Here is a 25,287-nt window from a genome sequence, read left to right on the forward strand (position 1 = left end):
TTTTCTCTTTTTTTACGCTATGTTGGATAAAATTGATATCAAACTGCTGGGCTTGCTACAGCAGGATTGCAGCCTCTCGTTACAGGCGTTGGCTGATGCCGTTAACCTGACGTCTACCCCCTGCTGGAAACGCTTAAAGCGTCTGGAGGATGACGGGTATATCAAACGTCGGGTCGCGCTGCTGGATAATGAAAAGTTAGGTCTGGGGCTGACGGCTTTTGTTCTGCTGAAAACCCAGCAACACAATAGCGCCTGGTATCAGTCCTTTTCTCATTTTGTGTCGGAGATGCCGGAGGTACTGGCGTTCTATCGAATGGCGGGAGAGTATGATTACCTGATGCAAGTGCAGGTGGCAGATATGAAAAGCTATGATGCATTTTATAAACGTCTGGTAAATGGTATTCCCGGCCTGGTTGATGTGACCTCAAGCTTTGCGATGGAACGCATCAAACAGACAACCGCCTTACCCCTGAAGCCATTATGATAAGTAGCCTGAGACGGCCTGCTAAAATTTATTCGTGATGCGCAGCATGTATAATGTTCTGTTCATCTAATTTCGATTTGCTTTGTCACGAATGGACTAAAAACGCGTGAGACTTTTTGCTCTGCTGGGATGGTATTTCCGCCGGGAATGGAAACGTTACCTTGGTGCGGTGATGTTATTGGTGATCATTGCCATTCTGCAATTGCTACCGCCAAAGTTGGTTGGCGTCATCGTTGATGGCGTGACACAACATACCATGAACCAGACAACGGTATTAGGGTGGATAGGTGTTATCTTGCTGATAGCGCTGTTCACCTATCTGCTGCGTTACTTTTGGCGCATTTGGTTATTTGGCGCGGCCTATCAACTGGCCGTCGAGTTGCGTGAGCGCTTTTATCATCAATTGAGCCGCCAGCATGCGGCTTTTTATCTGCGCCATCGAACCGGCGATTTGATTGCCCGGGCGACTAATGACGTCGATCGCGTCGTGTTTGCTGCCGGAGAAGGCGTATTGACGCTGGTTGACTCGCTGGTGATGGGCTGCGCGGTCTTTTTGGTGATGTGTACCCAACTGAGTTGGCAGTTGACATTGCTGGCACTGCTGCCCATGCCGGTAATGGCGATAGTCATCAAGCACTACGGCACCCAGCTTCATCAACGTTTCAAAGAGGCTCAGGCCGCTTTCTCCTCGCTGAATGATCACGCTCAGGAGAGCCTGACCAGCATTCGGATGATTAAGTCATTTGGTCTGGAAGATCATCAGTCCGGCAGTTTTGCCCGGGTTGCAGCTGATGCCGGCCAGAAAAATATGCAGGTTGCGCGAGTGGATGCCCGTTTTGACCCCACTATCTATATTGCGGTGGCGTTATCCAATCTGCTGGCGGTAGCGGGCGGAAGCTGGATGGTTATCCACGGCTCGTTGACGCTTGGCGCACTGACCAGTTTTGTTATGTACCTTGGTTTGATGATATGGCCGATGCTGGCGTTGGCGTGGATGTTTAACATTGTCGAGCGAGGCAGTGCGGCTTATGGGCGCATCCGTCAGTTGCTGGCCGAGGCCCCGTCAGTTGAAGACGGAACACAATCCTTACCCGCAGGGCCGGGCATACTGGCCGCCGATATTACCGCGTTTCATTATCCCGGCCATACCCAGCGTGTACTGGATGATGTCCATTTTACCCTGATGCCGGGGCAAACGCTGGGGCTGTGTGGCCCGACAGGTTCAGGTAAGAGTACACTGCTGGCGTTGTTGTTAAGGCAGTTTGATGTTGAAGAGGGCGAGGTTCGCTACCATCAGCAATCGTTGCATCATATTCAGTTGGATCAACTCAGGTGCCGCTTTGCGGTGGTTGGGCAAACGCCCTTTCTGTTTTCTGATACCGTTGCGGGCAATATTGCGCTTGGGCGTCCGCAGGCCTCTTTGCAGGACATTGAACGCGCGGCCAGATTGGCGAATGTTCATGACGATATTTTGCGTTTGCCTAAAGGGTATGAGACGGAAGTTGGCGAGCGAGGCGTCATGCTTTCTGGTGGACAAAAACAGCGTATCGCTATTGCTCGCGCGTTGTTACTGGAAGCGGAAATCCTGGTGCTTGATGATGCGCTCTCTGCTGTCGATGGACGTACGGAATATCAGATTCTCAACAATCTGCGACAGTGGGGTGAAAAGCGAACCGTGATAATCAGCGCGCATCGCTTGTCGGCGTTGGTAGCGGCTGATGACATTCTTGTGTTGCAGCACGGGCGGGTAGCGCAACGCGGTCATCACGGTGCCTTGTCACAACAAGCAGGATGGTATCGGGATATGTATCGTTATCAGCAACTGGAAGCGGCTCTGGATGATGCTCGTGACGAGGGGCATGAGCATGAGTGACGTAAATGAGTAACGTAAAAATGAAAACGCCTCGGGCGTTATGGCCAACGTTAAAACGTTTACTGGCCTATGGTTTGCCGTGGAAGGCGTCAATAAGCGTTGGTGTTGTGCTGTTATGTATTGCCGCCGCTGCGGAAGTCGCCGGGCCGGTTCTGGTTAGCTATTTTATCGATCATGTCATTGCCAAAGGTGAATTCCCGCTTTTATTGGCTACCGGCCTTGCGGTGGGGTATGTGCTGTTACAGTTGCTGGCGGCCCTCTTGCACTATTTACAGGCGGTGATGTTCAACCGCGTGGCGGTTGGCGTTGTGCAACAACTTCGTATTGATGTGATGGATGCCGCTTTGCGCCAACCGCTTGCTGTATTTGATACCCAGCCGGTTGGCCAGTTGATTTCCCGCGTAACAAACGATACTGAAGTGGTGCGCGATCTGTATGTCATGGTGGTGGGAAGTGTGCTGCGCAGTACGGCGTTGATTGTCGCGATGCTGGTGGCCATGTTCAGCCTGGATTGGCATATGGCGATGATTGCGATGATGATTTTGCCTGCGGTAGCCATTGTGATGGTGGTATATCAACGTTATAGCACACCGATTGTGCGGCGAATGCGCAGTTTTCTGGCCGATATTAATGATGGTTTTAATGAGTCCATCAACGGTATGGGCGTTATACAGCAATTTCGCCAGCAGCAGCGTTTCGCCAAAAAACTCAGTGAGGCCAGTTGGGCTCATTATCATGCGCGTATGCAAACATTGCGGCTTGATGGCTTCCTGTTACGTCCGTTATTGAGCCTGTTTTCTGCGATGGTGATGTGCGGTTTACTGCTGCAATTCGGCTTCAGTACGGTAGGTTCTGTGGGGGTCGGCGTGTTGTATGCCTTTATTAACTATCTTGGCCGATTAAACGAACCGCTGATTGAATTGACGACCCAACAGTCGATTTTACAACAGGCTATTGTCGCCGGAGAGCGCATTTTTGAGTTAATGGATGGCCCGCGTCAGCAATATGGTGATGATAACCATGCGCTTAACAGCGGTCGCATTGATATCCAGCAACTGACCTTTTCTTATCAAGCCGGTAAGCCGGTATTACATAACATTGAATTGCATGTGCCTGATAGAGGGTTTGTGGCATTGGTGGGGCATACCGGCAGTGGTAAAAGTACGCTAGCCAGTTTATTGATGGGATACTACCCGGCGGATAGCGGCGAGATTCGCCTGGATAACCGACCATTAGCGCAACTATCTCACCCAGTGTTGCGCCAGTATGTCGCCATGGTGCAGCAAGACCCTGTTGTGTTGGCGGATTCGATGTATGCGAATATCACTCTGGGGCGTGACATCAGTAAAGAGAGAGTGTGGCAGGCGCTGGAGGCGGTGCAATTAGCTGACCTGGTGCAATCTATGCCGCAGGGCATAGACAGCCGTATCGGTGAACAAGGTAACAACCTGTCGGTTGGTCAAAAGCAGTTATTGGCTCTTGCCCGCGTATTGGTGTCGCCGCCACGAATTTTGATACTTGATGAAGCAACCGCCAATATTGATTCAGGTACTGAACAATCTATTCAGCGCGCACTAAGGTTAATTCGTTCTCATACTACGCTTGTGGTTATCGCTCATCGGTTATCGACGATTGTTGAAGCGGACACCATTCTGGTGCTGCATCATGGCAAGACCGTGGAGCAGGGAACGCATGAGCAATTGCTTAACCGCGCCGGGCGTTACGCTCAGATGTATCAATTGCAGCAGGCGAGCCGTGCATTGTCATCTCCGCAGGGTAACGCTGAACCGGCGTTGACGACGCAGGCACCATGACGATCATCCCCGGGCATGGCATCGCACCATAATTTGGCATGGTGCGATGCGCTCAGTCGGGCGATGCACCGAAATCAAGCGCATCGCACCGTTTTTGTGCGTTGGCGCACCTGTTTTTCTTTTCCGCCAGTTATCTCACCTCTTCCCACTTTCTCGTTTTCCGCTAATCAGCGGCGTTTTATCGCTTTTGATTAGCGCTGGCATTTGTGGCACGTGATTTGCTTTATGTGATACGTGAACATATTTGGGGTGACGGGCATAAGCCTGAACTTACATGCTTAGGGGGATGAGAATGAAACTGGTGACTGTAGTAATCAAACCATTCAAGCTGGAAGATGTGCGTGAAGCGCTCTCTTCTGTAGGCATTCAGGGGCTCACCGTCACAGAGGTGAAAGGTTTCGGACGTCAGAAAGGGCATGCGGAATTGTACCGTGGCGCGGAGTACAGCGTTAACTTCTTGCCCAAAGTGAAAATCGATATCGCTATTGCTGATGATCAGCTTGATGAAGTCATCGATGTTATCAGTAAAGCGGCTTATACCGGGAAAATTGGTGACGGCAAAATTTTTGTTGCGGAATTGCAGCGTGTTATTCGTATTCGTACCGGCGAAACTGACGAAGCCGCACTATAACAATTATCTGATTGAGCCTTATTAAATAGGGATGAATGAAAAGATGAAAAAACTTTCCTTGTCATTAGGTTTAGGGGCATCAGCCATGCTTCCAGCATGGGTGATGGCAGATACGCCAGCGCCGGTTGTGGATAAGGCGGACAACGCTTTTATGATGATCTGTACCGCATTGGTGCTGTTCATGACCATTCCGGGATTAGCGCTGTTTTATGGTGGTTTAATCCGCAGTAAAAACGTGTTGTCAATGTTGACCCAGATAATGGTGGCGTTTGCGCTGGTATGTATCTTATGGGTTATCTACGGTTATAGCGTTGCGTTTAGCACAGGCAGCCCATTCTTCGGTGGACTGACCAACTTTATGCTCAATGGCATTGATATTAGTGCGATTAGCGGAACGTTCTATCAGTTCATTCACGTTGCTTATCAGGCCTCTTTTGCCTGTATTACGGTAGGTCTGGTCATTGGTGCCTTGGCGGAACGCGTTCGCTTCTCAGCGGTGCTGATTTTCTCCGCGCTGTGGTTCACGCTGTCTTACCTGCCGATGACTCACATGGTATGGGGCGGTGGCTATCTGGCCGCTGATGGCGCGCTAGACTTCGCCGGTGGTACGGTCGTGCATATTAACGCTGCTGTCGCAGGCCTGGTTGGTGCTCTGTTATTAGGCAAACGCGTTGGTTTCGGCAAAGAAGCATTCAAACCGCACAACTTGCCGATGGTGTTTATTGGTACATCCATCCTCTATGTCGGTTGGTTCGGTTTCAATGCCGGTTCTGCGGCTGCGGCGAATAACATTGCTGGTCTGGCTTTCTTGACAACGGTTGTCGCAACGGCCGCCGCTATTTTAGCGTGGATCATCGGTGAGTGGATTAGCCGTGGTAAACCGTCTCTGCTCGGTGCTTGTTCCGGGTGTATTGCTGGTCTGGTTGCTATCACGCCAGCGGCGGGTACGGTTGGCGTTGGTGGGGCGATTGGTCATTGGCTTTGTCGGCGGTTTTGCCGGTCTGTGGGGCGTGACTGTTCTGAAGAAATGGCTGCGTGTTGATGACCCGTGTGATGTGTTCGGTGTGCATGGCGTGTGCGGTATCGTTGGGTGCTTATTGACCGGTGTCTTTACCGCATCTTCGTTAGGCGGTACAGGTTATGCGCAGGGTGTGACTATGGCTCATCAGGTCTGGGTGCAGCTGTTTAGCGTGATTGTCGCCGTCGTTTGGTCTGGTGTTGCGGCATTCATCTCTTTCAAAATTGCTGATATTGCTGTCGGACTGCGTGTACCAGAAGATCAGGAACGCGAAGGTCTGGATGTCAACAGCCACGGTGAAAATGCGTACAACCAGTAAGAGTCTGTCTGGTACCCCATGATAATGGGGGTGGGGTGCCTGATTGACTGTGACGAATAAAAAACCACCTTTTAATCAAGGTGGTTTTTTTTAGCTATTGTGGTGGGCCATTCGATAATGATTTATCTACCGTTCTATTTTTACTGGCCGTGGCGACGGATCACCCCTTCCTGAACGCTGGAGGCCACCAGCACGCCGTCACGGGTATAAAAATGGCCACGTACAAATCCACGCGCGCCAGATGCCGAAGGGCTCTCAACGCAATAGAGCAACCAATCATCCAGCCGAAATGGACGATGAAACCACATGGCGTGATCGATTGTAGCGACCTGCATACCGCGCTCAAGAAAACCGACGCCATGGGGCTGTAGTGCTGTTAGCAGAAAATGGCAATCAGAGGTATAACCCAGCAGATATTGATGGGTACGTTCATCATCTGGCATAGCACCATTTGCACGACACCAGACTTGCCTGAGCGCGGGTTCGACTTCGCCACGCAGCGGGTTATGGAATTTAACAGGGCGAATCTCAATCGGCCTTTCTTGTGTAAACACATCGCGCATGGCTGCCGGGATATGTTCTGACAGACTGCGTGCAATTTCTAATTCCGACGGCAATGCTTCAGGTGGCGTGACCTGTGGCATCGCACTTTGGTGCTCAAAGCCACTTTCCCGAGTTTGGAAGGAAGCCGTCATATAAAAAATAGAGCGGCCATTCTGAATCGCGCTGACTCGTCTGGCGCTGAAACTGTTGCCATCGCGCAGTGTTTCAACGTCGTAAATAATGGGTTTTTGGCTATCACCCGGTAGAAGAAAGTAACTGTGGAAGGAATGGACAAACCGCTCTGCGGGAACGGTTTGTTTAGCAGCAGATAATGCCTGACCAACAACTTGTCCACCAAATACCTGACGCAGACCCAGATCTTGGCTTTGACCGCGAAACAAGCCTTCTTCCAGTTTTTCCAGGTGTAACAAATCGAGAAGGTTTTTTAATGCCTGACTCATGTTTCTGCCTTAAATTAAGAGGTTGGTTGTCATAAAAATAGATCATTGATGCAGTAAGAAGAAGGGCGAACCGCGTGAAATAAATAGACGCTCACGGCTTCATCCATGAGAATAAGCAAATGACATCAATCACTATCGGATTTTTCCACCATAAATATTAGATTGACTCGTTCATACTTCTTAACGGATAGCGGCTATTTATAAGCGTTATCCCAATAATATAATTAAGGAGATTTAGCCTATGAGATTATGGCAGCTGTTTGCCGGTATTACCGTATCGGTAGCGCTTTCGGGGTGTGCGAATCTGAATTCATACGGATTCTTGCCACCTGGATTTGCCCCTGCACGCACGCTTTCTCTCAGTGAGCCGGTGAGCGGGATGCCCGCAGTGACCGGAACGGTAAATATACGTCAGAATATCACGTTGCCTGCAGATGCCGTACTCACCGTAACGGTTTCTGATGCTTCAGCCTCCGATGCACCAGCTCGGGTTATCTCCCAGCGAGTTTCTCGCACCGAAGGCGTGCAAGCGCCGTTCAAATTCGTGCTCCCGTATAATTTATCGGATATTAACCCCGATGCGCGTATCCTTCTCAGTGCGGTTGTCGTCATAAACCATCGCATCACTTTAGTGACTGAACACATGGTTCCGGTCATTAATAATGGTGTGAATAACGCAGACGTGAATCTGGTGATGGTATCAAGAGCGCCGTCAACGGGAAAACCTATGCGAATGCTGGCTCCTTCGCCATCCCCCGCGAAGGATGAAGGGACGGGCGTGTTGCTGCAACCCTATTAAAAGCGCCTGCTGGCGGTATAGATAATCTGCGCTGATTGATAACGCAGCCTCAATACCGCCAGCGAAATATCGCTAAATCGATTTTCATTGCATCAGTGAACGTGATGCCTTCGGCCAGCAGTGCCTTTTTTTGCCGTTCAAAATCAGCGCCGGTAAGTGATATTTCCCCATGACGATTGACAACCCTATGCCAGGGTAACTGGCTGCCCACGGGTAAACTTTTCAGAATTCCCCCAACCTGACGTGATGCTCGTTCTGAGCCTGCAAGACGGGCAACATCACCATAAGTCACTACGCAACCATAAGGTATCGCCGCAATGATATGGATAACCCGCTGACGGAAGGTGTCCGCGAGTCCTGTGAGTGGCGTGCTAACCATGCGCTTCCTGAAAATCGGGTCGTTGATTTATTGGCGAATGAATAGAGTACGAGTGAGAGATCGGTAAATCAGTAAGCACTTTAGCATCAGATGGTCAGCTGTGATCGAAGCAACCTCATCAATATTCCGGTAAGAATGGCATGAAATGAGTAAGAAAACAGCGGTCAAACGTGAGTAACTTGCAATTGGTCAACTCATCATCGATAATGCGCCTGCGCTTTACCGTCAGAGTAAAGCCCTCAATGGAGGCCCTGTTGGTTCTCCCGCAACACTAACCTGTGGACCCGGTCAGGTCCGGAAGGAAGCAGCCGCAGCAGGCGACGTGTGTGCCGGGATGTAGCTGGCGGGGCCTCCACCATTTCAGCGAGCTGTGTTTCATACCATCCTGTCTGGTTGATTTACATATTCTCTTGCGTCAGTCTTCGGCTCAATTGCTTGTTTTGATGCAAAAAAAAGGCCGATATGATTATCGGCGCAGTGTTTTGATTGAAATATCAGCAACCAGATTCTTTGTTCTTAACGTACATACTTCCATACAGCCGTTGGTACTTTGTCGTACAGTTTATTCATCGTGAGTTCTGCAAGCCGGTGATCTGCAGCAGAGTAAAACATTTCGAGTTCGTCATTAGAGAGCTCATATTTGTTTTTCTCTATAACGCGCTCGAGGGTATCGATAGTTGTGCATTTCCGCAAACGCATTAAATAGTCGATTTTCTTCATAGTGACCTTGCTAATTTCCTGGGTTTAAATTAAGTATAATAAAAATTATTGCTTAAGTTTTTACTACCGTACAGACGCTCTTTTCTGAGAACATTCTGAATAATTGTGACTTGGACTTTTGCCATTTCTGTAATTCGGCGTCGTTTATGCCGTAGTTACTGAAAAGAATATAGGTATCGTCGAGATACTTTTCAACCCGCTCACACAGTCCACTTTCGTGAGGGTATTTAATTTTATAGGTAACGATAAATGCAGCAATATGATCAATCAGCTCATTTAACTGCAGGTTAACGGCAGAGGTCGGATCATTAACCCAACCGTGGCTACTGTCACCTAACGTAGCAATGCTCTCGTCGTGCAGATTTTCACACAAGAATCTGAGTTGGGCAATATCATAATGTTGGGGTGTGTACTCATCCATTTTTCTCCCTCCGCAAGCTACTAATTCAGTATCACTTAGGGCCCCTATCTGGCGATAGGGTGGTGAAGTGCAAGAAGACTGAATGCCCCTCAGTATGCCTTGATTCCCTTAATCTAAAGACGAATTAGGGGGAACTTAGTGAATGCCAGAGAATGAAGTAACGTCACTGTTAAAATCATTCTGGTGTCATTATAGCAAAAAATCAATGTACAGGTGCCTGAAACGAGCTCTTTTATAACGATAGAACTTGCCGCTCTTATCGATTTTAGGGGCTTTCAATATATATATCGGCTCCTGTAGCCAGTATATTTAATTTTTTTTGATAATGGCAAGAAGCACTGTGTTAATTAGTTTTTCTGGTTTGTCTAGCTTTGTAAAGAACTCTATTATTATAAAGTTAGTTATCTTATCCTTTTGTTTTTAATAAATATTTATTTTAGGGGCATTGTATGCCCCTCGGATAATGACGGAATAAATAATAATTAACGTTTCTTTTTTTTCCTGCCTTGTACAGCATTAAATCGTGGATTGGTTTTACATATCACGTAGATACGTCCACGCCGTTTGACGACGATGCAATCTTTATGGCGTGTTTTGGCACTGCGAAGAGAGCTTAATACCTGCATGGTTTGATACTCGTATTAGGATTTCAGAAAACGGCCAAAGCGTTGCTGGAAACGCGCTGCGCTGCCTTCTTTGGCATACTCTTTTTGTTTCCCTGTGTAATAAGGGTGTGATGCGCAAGAGACATCGATGGTGACATAAGGGTAAGTTTGCCCCTCATATTCATAGCGCCTGTCTGTTGCGATGGTTGAGCCAATTTTATAGAACACATTAGCGCTAGTATCGTGAAACAGCACGGTACGATAGTTGGGATGAATGCCTGGTTTCATCGTAGTCCTCACAATTGTTATGTTATAACATAAATATTGTGCGCTTTTTTATCGTGATGTGCAACGTTACGACTTGTAGGGATATCGTGCGTTGGTGCAGGAAATAAAAAAGGCCGCAAGTGCGGCCTTTTGGCGAGGGAAAAACGTCATTCAATTATCAGTGGCTTACCGGAGCCTTATCGTGAGAAGACTTTTCAGCATCTTTTTTCTTGCTGAAACGACGGCTGACGACCACAAAGAACAGCGGCACAAAGTAGATGGCCAGCACCGTTGCTGTGATCATCCCCCCCATTACGCCAGTACCAACGGCATTTTGAGCGCCAGAGCCTGCTCCTGTGCTGATAACGAGCGGCACCACACCGAGAATAAAGGCTAGAGAGGTCATCAGGATTGGGCGTAAACGCATGCGTACTGCATCGAGTGTTGCCTCAATCAGACCTTTACCTTCTTTTTCGATCAGATCCTTCGCAAACTCAACAATCAGAATGGCGTTCTTCGCCGACAGGCCGATAGTGGTAAGCAGGCCAACCTTAAAGTAAACGTCGTTTTCGAGTTCGCGAATACCGGCTGCCATCACCGCACCAAATACCCCGAGAGGTACAACCAACATTACTGAGAATGGAATAGACCAGCTCTCATACAGTGCTGCAAGACACAGGAAGACCACGATACCGGAGATGATAAGCAATGCAGGGGCCTGATTTCCTGCCAGTCGTTCCTGGTATGACATTCCGGTCCAGTCGAAGCCAATACCCGGCGGTAATTGGGATGCAAGCTGTTCCATTAATGCCATTGCTTCACCGGTACTTTTACCTGGAGCCGCTTCACCGACCAATTCTATCGAAGGTAAGCCGTTATAGCGTTCAAGACGTGGTGAGCCATATTCCCAGCGAGCAGAGGCAAAAGCAGAGAAGGGAACCATTTGGCCGGATGTTCCTCGCACATACCATTTCTCGATATCGCTAGGCAACATACGGAATTTGGCCTCGGCCTGAACATAAACCTTTTTCACTCGACCACGGTCAATGAAGTCATTGATGTAACTACCGCCAAGCGCTGTGGACAGCGTAGAGTTAATCGTGGCGATTGAAACACCCAGTGATTCAGCTTTTTCCTGATCGATTTCGATCCGGTATTGTGGTGTGTCCTCCATCCCGTTTGGACGAACACGCACCAACGTATCAGGGTGTTGGGCTATCATTCCCAATAACTGATTACGGGCCGCCATCAATTTTTCGTGACCAAGGTTATTCTGGTCAATCAACTGGAAATCGAAACCACTGGCAGTACCCAATTCAATGATGGCTGGAATGTTGAAAGGGATAACTATTGCCTCTTTGATCTGGGAAAATGCGCCAAATGCCCGACCAATAATGGCGTCAACTTTGTTACCTGCGCCATGGCGCTCATCCCAGTCTTTCAGGCTGGCAAAAGCGATCCCCATGTTCTGGCCTCGACCGGCGAAACCAAACCCGTTGACGGTAAAGACTGATTTAACATTGTCTTTCTCGTTTTTCAGGTAATAGTCGTTCACCTGATCAAGGACTTTCTGGGTGCTTTCCTGCGTACCGCCAACGGGCAATTGCACCATGGTCAACAACACGCCCTGATCTTCCTGCGGCAAGAACGAGCTGGGCAGGCGGCTAAACATAAAGCCTAATCCCGCAACGATAATCAGGTACACCACCAGATATCGTCCTGTGCTGCGCAAAATATTGGCAACGCTGTCTGTGTAGTGGTGTGAGCTTTTCTCAAATAAGCGGTTGAACCAGCCAAAGAAACCTTTTCTTTCGCTATGATTATGCGCCACCGGTTTGAGGATAGTAGCACACAGCGCGGGCGTCAGAATTAACGCAACCAGCACTGACAGCACCATTGCAGATACGATGGTGACAGAGAACTGGCGATAAATGGCGCCGGTAGAACCACCGGAAAAAGCCATCGGCACAAATACGGCTGACAATACCAGGGCGATACCAACCAACGCGCCCTGAATTTGTCCCATTGACTTACGCGTTGCCTCTTTTGGCGATAGCCCTTCTTCGGCCATCACACGCTCAACGTTCTCGACGACTACGATGGCATCGTCTACCAATAGACCGATAGCCAACACCATCGCAAACATGGTTAAGGTGTTAATCGAGTAGCCGAACGCAGAGAGAATGGCGAATGTACCAAGAAGTACAACGGGCACGGCAATCGTTGGGATGAGTGTTGCGCGGAAATTCTGCAAGAACAAATACATCACCACGAACACCAGCACGACCGCTTCGAGCAGTGTTTTTACCACTTCATAAATAGAGATTTTTACAAATGGCGTGGTGTCATATGGGTATACCACTTTCATGCCGTTCGGAAATGTGGATTGCAGTTTGTTGATTTCCGATTTTACCGCAGCGGCTGTATCCAGGGCGTTGGCACCGGTCGCAAGCTTAATGCCAAGACCTGCTGCCGGGCGTCCGTTATAGCGTGCGACGACGCTGTAACTTTCGCCACCCAACTCAATACGCGCCACATTTTTCAGGCGAACCTGAGAACCATCCTGATTCACTTTCAGCAAGATATTGCCGAACTGTTCTGGTGAGTTCAGGCGGGTTTGCGCAATGATTGAGGCGTTGAGTTTTTGACCGGGAACGGGTGGTGTTCCCCCTAATTGCCCAGCCGCTATCTGGTTATTTTGTACCTGAATAGCAGAGACCACATCGCCTGTCGTTAACTGGTAGTTGTTCAGTTTGTCTGGGTCTAACCAGACGCGCATCGCATACTGCGCACCGAACAGCTGTGTATCTCCCACACCGCGCACACGGCTGATAGGATCTTTGAGGCTGGAGCCTACGAAGTCAGCGATGTCCTGTTGTGTCATGTTGTCATCATCGCTGATGAAACCGAGCACCATCAGGAAGCTACTGCTGGATTTCTGTACGCTAACCCCTTGCTGTTGCACTTCTTGCGGCAGTAGCGGCATTGCCAGCTGCAATTTGTTTTGTACCTGAACCTGCGCGATATCTGGGTTGGCATCCGCATCAAATGTCAGCGTGATTTGAACTGTGCCTGATGAGTCACTGTTCGAGGACATGTACAGCAATTTGTCGAGGCCGTTCATGTTCTGTTCAATAACTTGCGTCACAGTATCTTGCAGGGTTTTTGCATCAGCACCCGGATAGTTTGCCGTAATTTGCACAGCAGGCGGGGCGATCGTCGGGTACTGGGCAATAGGCAATTTCAGTATTGCCAGCGTCCCGGTGAGCATTACCATAATGGCAATGACCCAGGCAAAAATCGGGCGATCTATGAAAAACTTGGCCATGGATTACCGGCTCCTGTTAAGACTTGGCGGGTTGAGGCTGCGCTTGCTGCTGCGTGTTACCACCAGTGACTTCCTGCGCTTTTACCTGCATGCCCGGTCTGATTTTTTGCAGCCCTGTTACGATGATGCGATCACCGGGTTTTACGCCGGAGGTTATCAGCCATTTGTCGCCAATAGCCTGAGCCGTGACAACTGGATGAACTTCAACCTTATCGCCTTCACCCACAACCATGACGGCGGCATCACCGCGCGGTGTACGGCTAACCCCTTGCTGCGGCACTAATATGGCGTCAGGATTCACGCCAGAATCCATTTGTGCTCGTACAAACATACCGGGCAGCAGGTTATGGTCTGGGTTAGGGAATACTGCGCGCAGGGTGATTGAGCCCGTTGTCTCATCGACGGTGACGTCAGAAAACTCCAGCGTACCGTTTTGGTTATAACGCGTGCCATTATCCAGCGTCAGTTGTACGCTGGCTTTCCCTGCTGTCTGTTTGAGTGAACCGCTTTCCAGTTCTTTTTTCAGGCGCAGGAAGTCATTGGTCGATTGGGTGACATCAACGTAAATCGGGTCCAGTTGCTGAATCGTTGTCAGCGCGCTGGCTTGTGCGCTGGAAACCAGAGCACCTTCTGTGACGGTCGATTTACTGACGCGCCCGCTAATAGGAGCCGTTACCCGGGTGTAGTTAAGGTTTATCAGGGCGTTGTCCAGGCTGGCTTTTGCCGCTTCAACGGCTGCTTGCGTCTGGCGTGCGGTGGCCAGTGCCTGGTCATAATCCTGCTTGCTGACATAATTGGTGCCAACCAGCGGTTTATAGCGGTTAACGGTCAATTGCGCGATTTCCGCATTTGCCTGCGCTTGTGCCAGAGCTGCTTTCGCGTTGTTATATTGTGCCTGATAGGTGGCTGGATCTATCTGATACAGCGATGTCCCTGCTTTTACGTCACTCCCTTCAGTAAAATTCCGTTTCAGGATGATTCCGCTAACCTGAGGGCGAACTTCAGCAATACGGTAGGCACTGGTACGGCCCGGAAGCTCAGTAGTAATATTCAATGATTCTGATTTTATCGTCACAATACCCACTTCTGGCGCACCGCCAGGGTGGCCACCTTGTTGGGATGCCTTGTTATCACATCCCGTGAGCATCAGGCTGCCAGAAAGCATCAGCATTGCCGCCAGAGGCGTAAGCCTTCTGTTTTTATTCATAGATAAACCCCAAGTGTCCGATTTTTAATTGACCAATGGATCACATGCTTTTAAAGCGATTGCTGCGATCATTTTAGGTTCGTGCTATGTTACATACATACGTGAATGTATGTAAATCTCGCTATCTTTGAAAGTCAGCACTATGGCACGAAAAACCAAACAACAAGCTCAGGAAACCAAACTTCAGATTATGGATGCGGCGTTGCGCCTGTTTTCCGAGCATGGTGTGTCTTCAACGTCATTGTCCGATATTGCCACGGCCGCAGGTGTGACCCGTGGTGCTATTTACTGGCACTTCAAAAACAAAGCTGAATTATTTGATGAGATATGGGCGCGTACAGAAGCCAAGATTGCTGATTTCGAGATTGAGTATCAGGCAAAATTTCCCGATGATCCACTGCATGTTTTGCGAGCGTTACTTATTTATATGCTGCGCTTGACCACATCGGATGTAGAGTGGCGCTCGATGATGGAGATTATTTTCCATAAATGTGAATTCGTTGGTGAAATGTTGCCGACCTTCAATGGGCGCCGAGAACTCTATCTTGACTGCTATTCCAAAATTGAAGTGTCGTTGATCAAGTGCATTCGTCAAGGCATGTTGCCGCAGGATGTAAACCCGCGTCGCGCGGCTGTCGTATTGCGCGCCTATTTGTCCGGTATTATGGAAAACTGGCTATTTCTGCCAGAAAGTTTTGATCTGGAAAAGGAAGCGCCTTATCTGGTTGAAGGGGTGATTGATATGCTGCGTAGCAGCCCTGCGATGCGCATGTCCATCTCTGCGGAGAATAAATAACCGTTTACAGCCTGGAATACCTTGTTTTATCTCTGACATGCTAAACTCCCGCATCTTTTTAAAACTGACGATGCATCATGAGTTGCCGTTTTGCTGTTTCTTTTGACCTGCGTGTTTTTCTTCACCTCTCTTTCTGCCGCATGCAGCATAGCCTGTTGCTACTCGTGTGGGCGCTATGCGGCCTGATGCCCTCATTTTCTGGCTGGGGGGCGGCTAATGATGTGCCGACTCGCGCTGAGATTCAGGGGCGGCTTGATACGCTAAATAAACAAAAAAGCCTCACCTCAGCCGATAAGCTGACCCAGCAGGATTTAATCCAAACGCTCGACGTGCTGGATAGTATTGAGCGCGTCAAACAAGAGACAACTCAGCTTAAACAGCAGGCGGCGCAGGCACCGGCAAAACTCAAACAGGTCAATGAAGATTTACTGGCTCTCAGTGCAACGCCGCCGGTCACTCCGCCTGCACTGGAATCACTGCCTTTAAAACAGCTTGAAGCTCGCCTCAATGAAACGCTCGATGATCTACAGGCAGCGCAGGAGAATTTATCTACCTATAACAGCCAGTTGATTTCACTACAAACACAGCCTGAACGCGTGCAAAGCGCATTGTACGCCGCCTCGCAGCGTAGCCAGCAATTACGCACCCAATTAAGTGGTCTTGATCCTTCTCAGGAGCCGCTACGAGCCAGCCAGCAAGCTTTGTTGCAAACCGAGCAGGCGTTAGTTTCCTTACAGATGGAACAACAGCGTAAAAGTCTGGAAGTGAATACCACCATGCAGGATTTGCTGCAAAAGCAGCGCGATTACACCGCAGCCCAGATAGGCCAACTGGAACGTATGGTGCAAACCTTGCAGGGGGTTATCAACAATAAACGCCTTACCCTGTCAGAGAAAACGGCGAAAGAAGCGCAAAATTCAGATGAATTACAGCGGATTCAGGAAAACCCTCTGGTTAAAGCTGAGATGGAAACAAACCGCCAGCTAAGTCAACGGCTTATTAAGGCAACCCAGGCTGGGAATACGCTGGTGCAGGAAAGCATTCAGGTAAAAAACTGGCTAGATCGGGCCACTCAGTCGGAACGTAATCTGAAAGAACAAATTACCGGTGCTTAAGGGCAGCCTGTTGCTGTCGCGTATTCTTTATCAACAGCAGCAGAACCTGCCTTCTGCCGATGCGATTGGCAATATTGGTGCCCAGATTGCCGATTTGCGTTTGGAACAATTTGATATTAACCAGCAGCGTGATGTGCTCTTTCGCGGTGATGAATACATTCAGCAACTGATTGCCCACAACAATAGTACGGCGGTAGATGCTGAAGTTACCGATGCCCTTGGGCAGATTCTCGATATGCGTCGTGAACTGTTGGATCAACTGAACAAACAGCTCGGCAACCAGTTAATGCTGGCTATCAATTTACAAATTAGCCGCCAACAGTTAATGAGCGTGAATGCTTCGCTGCAACGCACGCTCACGCAGCAGATTTTTTGGGTGAGCAGCAATAAACCGATGGACTGGAACTGGCTAAAAGAGCTGCCTTCCGCACTTCGCCAGCAGTTCGGCACGTTTCACTTTTCATTGAAAGGGGCGCAATTGGTGCAGGGGCTGATAGCCTCGCTGTTGATTATCGTCCCTGCATTGTTGCTGGTTGGGGTGTTACTGTGGCGGCGTAAGAGTATTGAGGCTTATCAACAGAAACTGGCGGAAGATGTAGGACTACTGAAACGAGATAGTCAGTTGCACACGCCTCAGGCCATTCTGTTGCTGATTCTGCGCACTTTACCCGGTGTTTTGGCGATCCTGTCGTTGGGGTGGTGGTTTAAGCAAAGTAACCTTCCTTCTGGCGGTTTTGCCTGGTTGTTTAGTGAGAATTTGGCGCTGCTGTGGGGCGTGTTTGCCACGGCATGGTTTAGCTTAAAGCCGGCTGGCGTGAGTGAGCGTCATTTTAATATTCCGGCCTCTCGCTGCGCGCATTACCGTCGTCAAGTGCTGCGTCTTGGCATCGCGTTATTGCCTTTGCTGTTCTGGTCGGTCATCGGGCAAAAAGCACCGCTATCGCTGGTTGATGATGCGTTAGGGCAGATGATTATTGTCGGCAATCTGTTGTTGTTGGCGATTCTGGTGTTTCCAGTTTGCCGCGATTGCTGGCGTGAAAAAGAGCGTCACACCGTGCAGCTTATTGTGGTGACGATGCAGGCGGCGATGCCGCTCTTTCTGATTGGCCTGATGCTCAATGGCTTCTTCTATACCACATTGCGTCTGGCCAGCCGTTGGATTGATAGCCTCTATCTGCTCATCATCTGGAATATTGTCTATTATGCAACCATTCGGGGGTTAAGCGTGGCGGCCCGACGCCTGGCTTACCGCCGCGCGTTAGCCCGCAGGCAGAATCTGGTGAAAGAGGGGGCAGAGGGCAGCGAGCCGGTGCCTGAAGCGCCATTGGCGCTGGAGCAGATTAGCCAGCAATCGTTACGCCTCACCACCATGGTGCTGTTCCTGGCCTTTTCCGGTGCGTTTTACTGGATTTGGTCTGATCTCGTGACGGTCTTTTCCTACTTAGACAGCATTACGCTATGGCATTACAGCACGGTTGCTGCCAGTGGCTCCGTGATGCAGCCAGTGACGCTCGGGAATGTTCTGGTCGCATTGGTCATTGGGGCTGTTGCCTATGTGATGACCCGTAACTTACCGGGTTTGCTTGAGGTATTGGTGCTGTCGCGTCTGCAACTGCGCCAGGGCACCTCATATGCGATTACGACGATCCTCACCTACCTGATTATGGCCGTAGGTGCCGTGGCATCGCTCAGTTCTCTGGGCGTGTCCTGGGACAAGCTGCAATGGCTGGTGGCCGCATTGTCTGTCGGGCTCGGTTTTGGTTTGCAGGAGATCTTCGCCAACTTTGTCTCCGGTCTTATCATTTTATTTGAACGTCCGGTGCGTATTGGCGACACCATTACCATCGGAACCTTTTCAGGTACGGTCAGTAAAATTCGCATTCGTGCCACCACCATTACTGATTTTGACCGCAAAGAAGTGATTATTCCCAACAAGGCGTTCGTGACTGAACGACTGATTAACTGGTCATTGTCAGATACGATTACGCGCGTGCTGATTCGTATCGGGGTGGCATACGGTTCCGATTTGGACAAGGTGAAGGCGATATTGCTGCAAGCCGCGCGGGAGAACTCACGGGTGATGACCGACCCTGAACCGCAGGTGTTTTTCCTCTCGTTTGGCCAGAGTGCGCTGGAACACGAGCTGCGTTTATACGTACGTGAACTGCGCGATCGCAGCTATACCGTCGATGAGCTAAACCGCACTATCGACAAATTGTGCCGTGAGAACCATATCGATATCGCGTTTAACCAACTGGAAGTGTATTTACATAATGCCCAGGGCCATGAAATCAAAGAAGTGTCTCGCACTCAGTCAGCGGGGCCGCAGCAGAGGCCATAGACCGGCGTTTAGCTCGCTGGCGGGTAAGCGTGTTGCTCGATGAATTAGGTGTTGTCGGGCGACGGCGGCGTGGCGGTATCCGTGGCGGCTGATGAGCATAACGCCGCCTTGCGCTGATAATCCCGTTGCACGATGTCCAGCGCTGCCAGCGCCACTGCCGGTTCTATGTGGTTATCCTCAAGCAGCATAATCAGATCCACCGCCAGCCTGACCGCTGGCGTCTCGTGTTCCAGTGACATGGCGCATCCTCTTGTCTAAAAATACAAATGATGGTTGGCGACCAGAAGCCTTGCTCACCCGGCTTGAAGAGATGTCATGATGCCACGACAGCGGTGCAGTCATGACTTTCATCATGGGTATGAAAAGAGTATATCGTAACTTGCCAACATCGCCGCTGTATCGGCTTGGCCGGTTCCGGTTCTATAGTCCGCGCTCCTGGCGCTCAATATGTCGCTCCAGCCGCGTCAGTGCCTGGCGGCAGCGCGCCAGTCTGCCTTCCAGCGCGGCCAATTCCCGTTGCAAACGCTGTTGTTCGGCAAGCGCAGTTTGGCTGGACAGCAGGCTTTCCCTGTCTTGCACCATAGCCAGCAAGCGCCGTTCATAACCTTGATATTCCGCCAGTTTTTGGTAGAGGTCTTGCGGCTGTGAGGCGATGGGTTCGCGTTCGCGCAGCGGTTGCGTTGCCAGTTCCCTTTGTAGCGCGGTTATCTGCGTCAGCAATTTTTCCGCCATAAATGCGACCCGCTCTTGTCGCTGTTCTTGCACCGCGTGTTGCAGATGCTGGTAGTTGTGGCGAATCTCATCAAGGTAGTCACCCAGTCGCGTGCTATAGCTACTGAATAACTGACGATCAAAACGTGAACGAGGCGCCTGTTGTCCGGCCACAGGCGCGACGCGCTGCGCTAACGAATCAATCTGTTGTGCCAATGCGGTGAGCAGCGCATGGGTATCCATTCTCACTCCTTCATATCCAGTGCGCCGCTAACGGCGGCGTTAGAGGGGCGCCGCTTTCGCCGGGCAGCCGCTGTGAAACTTGAAATCGCTGTCCGGGCTGGTGATTAATTCCGCCTCGAGAGCGGCGAAAAAAGCGATGCGTTGTTGAATGTCATGCCCGGCGATTTGCTGCGCCAGTGTCAGATAATCCTGATAGTGACGCGCTTCAGAGCGTAATAGTGATGTGTAAAATTTGCTTAAATTCTCATCAAGATAAGGGGCCAGCCGGGCAAAACGCTCACAGGAGCGTGCCTCGATAAAGGCTCCGATAATCAGCTTATCGACTAATGCATCCGGTTCATAGGATTTGATGTGCCGCGTTAACTCGCGGGCGTAGCGGCTGGCAGGTACGCTCTGATAGGCAATGCCTTTTTGTATCATCACTTCCAGAACCTGATAAAAATGGTGCAATTCTTCGCGGATGAGTAGCACCATTTTATCGATCATTTCCTGGCTGTAACCGCAATCGGCGCGGGCGTGGATTTGCCGGGTAATATGGCCGCCAGCTTTGAGGGTGTGCATATCGCCTTTTTTGCGGTATGCAAAATCTTCATACGGCGCTATCCAGTCCTGGAGCGCATGGCGGCTGTGCAGATCGACGGCATAACGCCGAATCAAGAACAGCGCGCTCTGTGCAGCTTTCAGCTCGCATAGTAGGTGATCGCACAGCAGGGTGGGTAAATTTTCCGGCTTGCGGGCCTCATCAAGCCATGCATCGGGCGTGGCAACCGGCAAAAAGGCGTGGATCGGGTCGAGAATGGCGTTGTCAAACATGTAAAACGGATGGATTGAGTTAACGTGAAGGTATGATACAACGATTCCAGCCGATTGCGATCGAAGGCGCTTTATGGCTTGAGGCGTTTAACAACAGGAAAAAGCTATCTGCCGGGAGGGATAATGTACCGTATTGTGCTGATAATACTTGGCTGGTTGGCCGTGGTGCTGGCGGCGCTCGGCGTGGTATTGCCGCTGTTGCCGACAACGCCATTTTTACTGTTGGCCGCCTGGTGTTTTGCCCGTTCCTCACCGCGTTTTCACCATTGGTTATTGTATCGCTCCTGGTTTGGCCGTTATCTGATCCACTGGCAACACTATCGCGCGCTGCCGCCGGGGGTAAAGGGCCGAGCGGTCGCGGTGATTATCGCCACGTTTGCCGTTTCACTGTGGTGGGTTGAAAACAATTGGGTTCGCGTCGGGCTGGTGATGCTGTTAGCGGGGTTGCTGACCTTCATGGTGCGTTTGCCGGTTATTGATCCGGCGCAACAAAAAACACGCTGAATGACGCGAGAAAGTTGCATTTGCCAGTCAGTTTGACTAGATTTGAGCGTTTTCGTGCGCAGGCTGTCGGCCAGGCTTATTACAAGCAGGCGGGCACAGCGACGTCGGCTTGCACGGGCCAAAAGCGTGGGGTAGCCCAGTGAAGATTAAAGTGTTATCAGGCATAAAATTATGACCGCAACTCAGCAGCCAGATTTGATTAAAAACAGTATTAAAAGCATCCCGGATTACCCTAAGCCGGGCATACTGTTTCGTGATGTTACCAGCCTGCTGGAAGACCCGACCGCCTATGCGGCGAGCATTGCCATGTTGGTTGAACGTTACCGCGATGCGGGCGTGACCAAAGTCGTTGGGACGGAAGCGCGTGGATTCTTGTTCGGCGCGCCGGTCGCGCTGGCATTAGGGGTGGGGTTCGTTCCGGTGCGCAAGCCGGGAAAATTACCGCGTGCAACCCTCAGCGAAAGCTATGAACTGGAGTACGGCAGCGATACGCTGGAGATTCACACCGATTCCATCAATGCAGGTGACAAGGTGTTGGTGGTCGATGATCTGCTGGCGACCGGCGGTACCATTGAAGCCACGGTAAAGCTGATTCGTCGTCTTGGCGGTCAGGTTTCTGACGCGGCATTTATCATCAATCTGTTCGACCTCGGTGGGCAGCAACGTCTCGAAAACATGGGCGTTTCTTGCTATAGCCTGGTTGATTTCCCCGGCCATTGATGACAGCAGTCTCGCCGATGGCGGCGAGACTGTGTTAGCATCACCTCCTCAATAACACGACTGTTGCGGTATTGATGAGCTATCAGGTCCTTGCCCGTAAGTGGCGTCCCCAAACCTTTGCCGATGTAGTGGGTCAGGAACATGTTCTGACCGCGCTGGCTAATGGTCTTTCATTAGGCCGAATTCATCATGCCTATCTGTTCTCCGGTACGCGTGGCGTAGGTAAAACCACCATTGCCCGTTTGCTGGCCAAAGGGCTCAATTGTGAAACCGGCATTACGGCGACGCCGTGTGGTCAGTGCGCTATCTGTCAGGAAATTGAGCAAGGGCGCTTTGTTGACCTGATTGAGATAGATGCCGCCTCGCGCACCAAAGTAGAAGATACCCGCGACCTGCTCGATAATGTGCAGTATGCCCCGGCGCGCGGGCGCTTTAAGGTGTATCTGATCGATGAAGTGCATATGCTGTCACGGCACAGCTTTAATGCGCTGCTGAAAACGCTGGAAGAACCCCCCGCGCATGTCAAATTTTTGCTGGCGACGACAGACCCGCAAAAATTACCGGTGACGATTTTATCGCGCTGCTTGCAGTTTCATCTTAAAGCGCTGGATGCCGAGCAAATTCGCCACCATGTGCAGCATGTGCTGGAGCAGGAGCAACTGGCATTTGAGCCGCGTGCGCTGCAATTACTCTCCCGTGCGGCGGACGGTAGCTTGCGTGATGCCCTGAGCCTGACCGATCAGGCCATTGCGATGGGGCATGGGCAAGTTACAGCAGAAACCGTCAGCCAGATGCTGGGCACGCTGGATGACGAACAACCGCTAGCCTTACTTGAAGCGCTGATTAGCGCTGATGGCGCGAGCGTGATGGCGCGCCTGAATCAGGCCGCTTCCCGTGGCGTTGACTGGGAAACGTTGCTGGTAGAGACATTGGCGCTGTTGCACCGTATCGCGATGCTGCAACTGTTGCCTTCGGCGCTGGGCGATGAGTACCAGCAGATAGCGCCAAGGTTGCGCGAGCTGGCGCGCCGCATTCCGCCCGCTGAGGTGCAGCTTTACTACCAAACGCTGTTGGTGGGGCGCAAAGAGCTGCCTTATGCGCCAGACCGTCGCATGGGGGTGGAGATGACGCTGCTGCGCGCGTTGGCGTTCCACCCCACGCAGGTGATGACTGAACCGCAACCGCAACCAGCGGCGATAACTGCGCCTGCGGTAGCGGTGCGTCCGGCACCTGAACCGCTTGCGGCTCAGGCGGCGTCGGCGATGCCTGAAATGGCACCGCCCGATGATATTGCGACAACAAATTTACCCGCGTCACCGCCATTGGATGAGGTCGCGTCAGCGACAATAGCGCCTAACGCTCCTGCGCCTGATACTGGCGCGACCTTGCCAGACACAACGGCGCAGTTATTGCAGGCGCGTAGCCAGTTGCTCAAGCGGCAAGGGAGCGGCCCGGCAAAAAAGAATGAACCGGCAGCGTTGGCTAAAACGCGGCCGGGCAGTTCGGCGCTGGAGCGCCTGGCCTCAGTAACCGAGCGCGGCCAGCAGCAGATGGCCGCCAAAGCGTCGGGTCAACAGGAAGAACAGAAAAAAGAGGCATACCGCTGGCGGGCGCAAAAGAAAGAAATGCCTGTTGAACCGGCGATAGTGGCGACTCCCAAAGCCTTACGCTCGGCGCTGGAGCATGAAAAAACGCCTGAGCTGGCAGCGCAACTGGCGCGTGAAGCGATCGAGCGCGATGCCTGGGCGGCTGAAATCGATAGATTGCCTTTGCCGAAATTGGTGCAGCAATTAGCGCTGAATGCATTTAAAACCGAACCGCAGGAAGGCGAGGTGCAGCTGCATTTACGCTCGTCACAGCGCCATTTAAATACCTCGGCTGCGCAGAAAACGCTGAGTGAAGCGTTGAGCGCGTCTAGCGGTCGCCCCGTGAACCTGACGGTAATTGAAGATGATGCGCAGTTAGCTCGCACGCCGCTGGAGTGGCGTCAGGCTATCTATGAAGAGAAACTGGTGCAGGCGCGCCAGTCGATCATGACCGATAGTACGATTCAAACGTTGCGACGTTTTTTTGATGCGGAACTGGACGAAGACAGTATCCGACCTGTTTAAACCCGCTGCCAGTTGGCAGCCAGAAGAATGAGAGAGAACACTATGTTTGGTAAAGGCGGTATTGGCAACCTGATGAAGCAAGCGCAGCAGATGCAGGAAAAAATGCAGAAAGCGCAGGAAGAGATGGCCAGTCTGGAAGTGACCGGTGAATCAGGTGCCGGTTTAGTCAAAGTAACCATTAATGGTGCGCATAATTGCCGTCGCGTCGAGATTGACCCAAGCCTGATGGAAGACGATAAAGAAATGCTGGAAGACCTGATTGCGGCGGCCTTCAATGATGCCGCGCGCCGTATCGCGGAAGTTCAGCAGGAGAAAATGGCGTCTGTATCCAGCGGAATCCCGTTGCCGCCTGGCTTTAAGATGCCGTTCTGATGCAGACCAGCCCACTTCTTGAATCGTTGATGGAGGCGCTACGCTGTTTGCCGGGCGTTGGGCCGAAATCGGCGCAGCGCATGGCGTTTCACCTGCTGCAACGCGATCGCAGCGGCGGAATGCGTCTGGCGCAAGCGCTCACCCGTGCCATGTCGGAAATTGGCCACTGTGCCGATTGCCGGACGTTTACCGAGCAAGAGGTGTGTTCAATTTGCGCGAATCCACGGCGTCAGCAAAACGGCCAGATTTGCGTGGTAGAAAGTCCAGCGGATATCCATGCGATTGAACAGACCGGGCAGTTTGCCGGGCGCTATTTTGTGCTGATGGGGCATCTGTCGCCGCTGGATGGCATCGGCCCAGGCGACATCGGTCTGGATCGCTTAGAAGCGCGTCTGGCTAGCGAAACGCTCAGTGAGGTGATTCTGGCGACGAACCCGACGGTAGAAGGCGATGCGACCGCAAACTACATTGCTGAACTGTGCGCTGAACATGGTGTGATGGCGAGCCGTATCGCGCATGGTGTGCCCGTTGGCGGAGAGCTGGAAATGGTCGATGGCACGACGTTATCTCACTCGCTGGCCGGGCGTAACCCGATAAAGTTCTGATTATCAGGCTGCCTGACAGGGCGGCCTGACTGCCTGTGGCACCGACTTTTCGGTGTGTCTTAGCTGCGGCTCTTGAAATCTTGCCGA

At 51.2% G+C, this 25,287-nt stretch carries 22 protein-coding genes, 1 other RNA gene, 2 pseudogenes and 1 other annotated feature; of the genes and pseudogenes, 14 read left to right on the forward strand and 11 right to left on the reverse strand.

Features of this window, described 5'->3' with window-relative positions; genetic code table 11:
- Window positions 1–19 precede the first annotated feature (19 nt).
- The 5 genes and pseudogenes from O1Q98_RS17210 to amtB all read left to right on the forward strand — a co-directional run bounded on the left by O1Q98_RS17210 (window position 20) and on the right by amtB (window position 6,139).
- Window positions 20–484 (forward strand): Lrp/AsnC family transcriptional regulator, encoded by a 465-nt coding sequence (locus O1Q98_RS17210; RefSeq protein ID WP_125258702.1) that lies wholly within the window; start codon window positions 20–22, stop codon window positions 482–484.
- Window positions 485–590: 106 nt separating this feature from the next.
- Window positions 591–2,357 (forward strand): SmdA family multidrug ABC transporter permease/ATP-binding protein, encoded by a 1,767-nt coding sequence (locus O1Q98_RS17215; RefSeq protein ID WP_125258703.1) that lies wholly within the window; start codon window positions 591–593, stop codon window positions 2,355–2,357.
- A 20-nt stretch (window positions 2,358–2,377) separates the two neighbouring features.
- A complete protein-coding gene (locus O1Q98_RS17220; protein ID WP_125258910.1) occupies window positions 2,378–4,171 on the forward strand; it encodes a SmdB family multidrug efflux ABC transporter permease/ATP-binding protein in 1,794 nt (597 codons plus the stop codon).
- Window positions 4,172–4,463: 292 nt separating this feature from the next.
- Window positions 4,464–4,802, forward strand: a complete 339-nt coding sequence (glnK, locus tag O1Q98_RS17225; protein WP_002208627.1) for a P-II family nitrogen regulator — start codon at window positions 4,464–4,466, stop codon at window positions 4,800–4,802.
- 43 nt (window positions 4,803–4,845) lie between these two features.
- Window positions 4,846–6,139, forward strand: a pseudogene (gene amtB, locus O1Q98_RS17230) (ammonium transporter AmtB).
- 140 nt (window positions 6,140–6,279) lie between these two features.
- Here amtB and tesB read toward each other — a convergent pair.
- Complete coding sequence (gene tesB, locus O1Q98_RS17235) at window positions 6,280–7,143, reverse strand: acyl-CoA thioesterase II (RefSeq protein ID WP_125258705.1); 864 nt, start codon at window positions 7,141–7,143, stop codon at window positions 6,280–6,282.
- Window positions 7,144–7,384: 241 nt separating this feature from the next.
- Here tesB and O1Q98_RS17240 point away from each other — a divergent pair, with 241 nt between their 5' ends.
- Complete coding sequence (locus O1Q98_RS17240; protein ID WP_125258706.1) at window positions 7,385–7,942, forward strand: YbaY family lipoprotein; 558 nt, start codon at window positions 7,385–7,387, stop codon at window positions 7,940–7,942.
- 49 nt (window positions 7,943–7,991) lie between these two features.
- On the opposite strand, the gene O1Q98_RS17245 is transcribed toward O1Q98_RS17240, so the two are convergent.
- Entirely contained in the window at window positions 7,992–8,321 is a 330-nt protein-coding gene (locus O1Q98_RS17245; RefSeq protein WP_125258707.1) for an MGMT family protein, read from the reverse strand.
- Between the two features lie 252 nt (window positions 8,322–8,573).
- On the opposite strand from O1Q98_RS17245, the gene ffs reads away from it, so the two are divergent.
- An RNA gene (ffs, locus tag O1Q98_RS17250) (signal recognition particle sRNA small type) lies at window positions 8,574–8,670 on the forward strand.
- 167 nt (window positions 8,671–8,837) lie between these two features.
- On the opposite strand, the gene O1Q98_RS17255 is transcribed toward ffs, so the two are convergent.
- The 6 genes from O1Q98_RS17255 to O1Q98_RS17280 form a co-directional block, all read right to left on the reverse strand.
- Window positions 8,838–9,041 (reverse strand): HHA domain-containing protein, encoded by a 204-nt coding sequence (locus O1Q98_RS17255; RefSeq protein WP_009114000.1) that lies wholly within the window; start codon window positions 9,039–9,041, stop codon window positions 8,838–8,840.
- A gap of 52 nt (window positions 9,042–9,093) precedes the next feature.
- Window positions 9,094–9,462, reverse strand: coding sequence for an Hha toxicity modulator TomB (tomB, locus tag O1Q98_RS17260; protein WP_125258708.1), 369 nt, complete (start codon window positions 9,460–9,462; stop codon window positions 9,094–9,096).
- 482 nt (window positions 9,463–9,944) lie between these two features.
- Window positions 9,945–10,088: a type B 50S ribosomal protein L36 gene (gene ykgO / locus O1Q98_RS17265; protein ID WP_027712817.1), complete on the reverse strand. Its 144-nt coding sequence runs from the start codon at window positions 10,086–10,088 to the stop codon at window positions 9,945–9,947.
- A gap of 15 nt (window positions 10,089–10,103) precedes the next feature.
- Window positions 10,104–10,355 (reverse strand): type B 50S ribosomal protein L31, encoded by a 252-nt coding sequence (locus O1Q98_RS17270; protein ID WP_125258709.1) that lies wholly within the window; start codon window positions 10,353–10,355, stop codon window positions 10,104–10,106.
- Between the two features lie 157 nt (window positions 10,356–10,512).
- On the reverse strand, window positions 10,513–13,662 hold the full coding sequence (locus tag O1Q98_RS17275) for an efflux RND transporter permease subunit (RefSeq protein ID WP_125258710.1): 3,150 nt from the start codon (window positions 13,660–13,662) through the stop codon (window positions 10,513–10,515).
- Window positions 13,663–13,678: 16 nt separating this feature from the next.
- Window positions 13,679–14,869, reverse strand: coding sequence for an efflux RND transporter periplasmic adaptor subunit (locus O1Q98_RS17280; protein WP_125258711.1), 1,191 nt, complete (start codon window positions 14,867–14,869; stop codon window positions 13,679–13,681).
- Window positions 14,870–15,011: 142 nt separating this feature from the next.
- Between O1Q98_RS17280 and acrR the strand changes: the two genes are divergently transcribed.
- On the forward strand, window positions 15,012–15,665 hold the full coding sequence (gene acrR, locus O1Q98_RS17285; protein WP_125258712.1) for a multidrug efflux transporter transcriptional repressor AcrR: 654 nt from the start codon (window positions 15,012–15,014) through the stop codon (window positions 15,663–15,665).
- 77 nt (window positions 15,666–15,742) lie between these two features.
- A pseudogene (gene mscK, locus O1Q98_RS17290) lies at window positions 15,743–19,121 on the forward strand (mechanosensitive channel MscK).
- A 44-nt stretch (window positions 19,122–19,165) separates the two neighbouring features.
- Here mscK and O1Q98_RS17295 read toward each other — a convergent pair.
- The 3 genes from O1Q98_RS17295 to miaE all read right to left on the reverse strand — a co-directional run bounded on the left by O1Q98_RS17295 (window position 19,166) and on the right by miaE (window position 20,888).
- On the reverse strand, window positions 19,166–19,360 hold the full coding sequence (locus tag O1Q98_RS17295) for a DUF2496 domain-containing protein (protein WP_125258714.1): 195 nt from the start codon (window positions 19,358–19,360) through the stop codon (window positions 19,166–19,168).
- Window positions 19,361–19,541: 181 nt separating this feature from the next.
- The gene (gene priC, locus O1Q98_RS17300) at window positions 19,542–20,075 is read right to left on the reverse strand and encodes a primosomal replication protein PriC (protein ID WP_125258715.1); all 534 of its coding nucleotides are present in this window, start codon (window positions 20,073–20,075) and stop codon (window positions 19,542–19,544) included.
- Window positions 20,076–20,114: 39 nt separating this feature from the next.
- Entirely contained in the window at window positions 20,115–20,888 is a 774-nt protein-coding gene (gene miaE / locus O1Q98_RS17305; RefSeq protein ID WP_125258716.1) for a tRNA isopentenyl-2-thiomethyl-A-37 hydroxylase MiaE, read from the reverse strand.
- 123 nt (window positions 20,889–21,011) lie between these two features.
- Here miaE and O1Q98_RS17310 point away from each other — a divergent pair, with 123 nt between their 5' ends.
- The 5 genes from O1Q98_RS17310 to recR all read left to right on the forward strand — a co-directional run bounded on the left by O1Q98_RS17310 (window position 21,012) and on the right by recR (window position 25,200).
- Window positions 21,012–21,392, forward strand: coding sequence for a DUF454 family protein (locus tag O1Q98_RS17310; RefSeq protein ID WP_125258717.1), 381 nt, complete (start codon window positions 21,012–21,014; stop codon window positions 21,390–21,392).
- A gap of 171 nt (window positions 21,393–21,563) precedes the next feature.
- Window positions 21,564–22,112, forward strand: a complete 549-nt coding sequence (gene apt, locus O1Q98_RS17315; RefSeq protein ID WP_125258718.1) for an adenine phosphoribosyltransferase — start codon at window positions 21,564–21,566, stop codon at window positions 22,110–22,112.
- Window positions 22,113–22,186: 74 nt separating this feature from the next.
- The gene (dnaX, locus tag O1Q98_RS17320; protein ID WP_125258719.1) at window positions 22,187–24,223 is read left to right on the forward strand and encodes a DNA polymerase III subunit gamma/tau; all 2,037 of its coding nucleotides are present in this window, start codon (window positions 22,187–22,189) and stop codon (window positions 24,221–24,223) included.
- Window positions 23,551–23,614 (forward strand) — a sequence feature (DnaX frameshifting element). It overlaps the preceding gene by 64 nt.
- A gap of 42 nt (window positions 24,224–24,265) precedes the next feature.
- Window positions 24,266–24,595: a YbaB/EbfC family nucleoid-associated protein gene (locus tag O1Q98_RS17325; RefSeq protein WP_125258720.1), complete on the forward strand. Its 330-nt coding sequence runs from the start codon at window positions 24,266–24,268 to the stop codon at window positions 24,593–24,595.
- Window positions 24,595–25,200, forward strand: coding sequence for a recombination mediator RecR (gene recR / locus O1Q98_RS17330; protein WP_125258721.1), 606 nt, complete (start codon window positions 24,595–24,597; stop codon window positions 25,198–25,200). The genes O1Q98_RS17325 and recR overlap by 1 nt, the downstream gene beginning before the upstream one ends.
- Window positions 25,201–25,287 lie beyond the last annotated feature (87 nt).

The organism is Dickeya lacustris, from assembly GCF_029635795.1.
Classification (GTDB): Bacteria; Pseudomonadota; Gammaproteobacteria; order Enterobacterales; family Enterobacteriaceae; genus Dickeya; species Dickeya lacustris.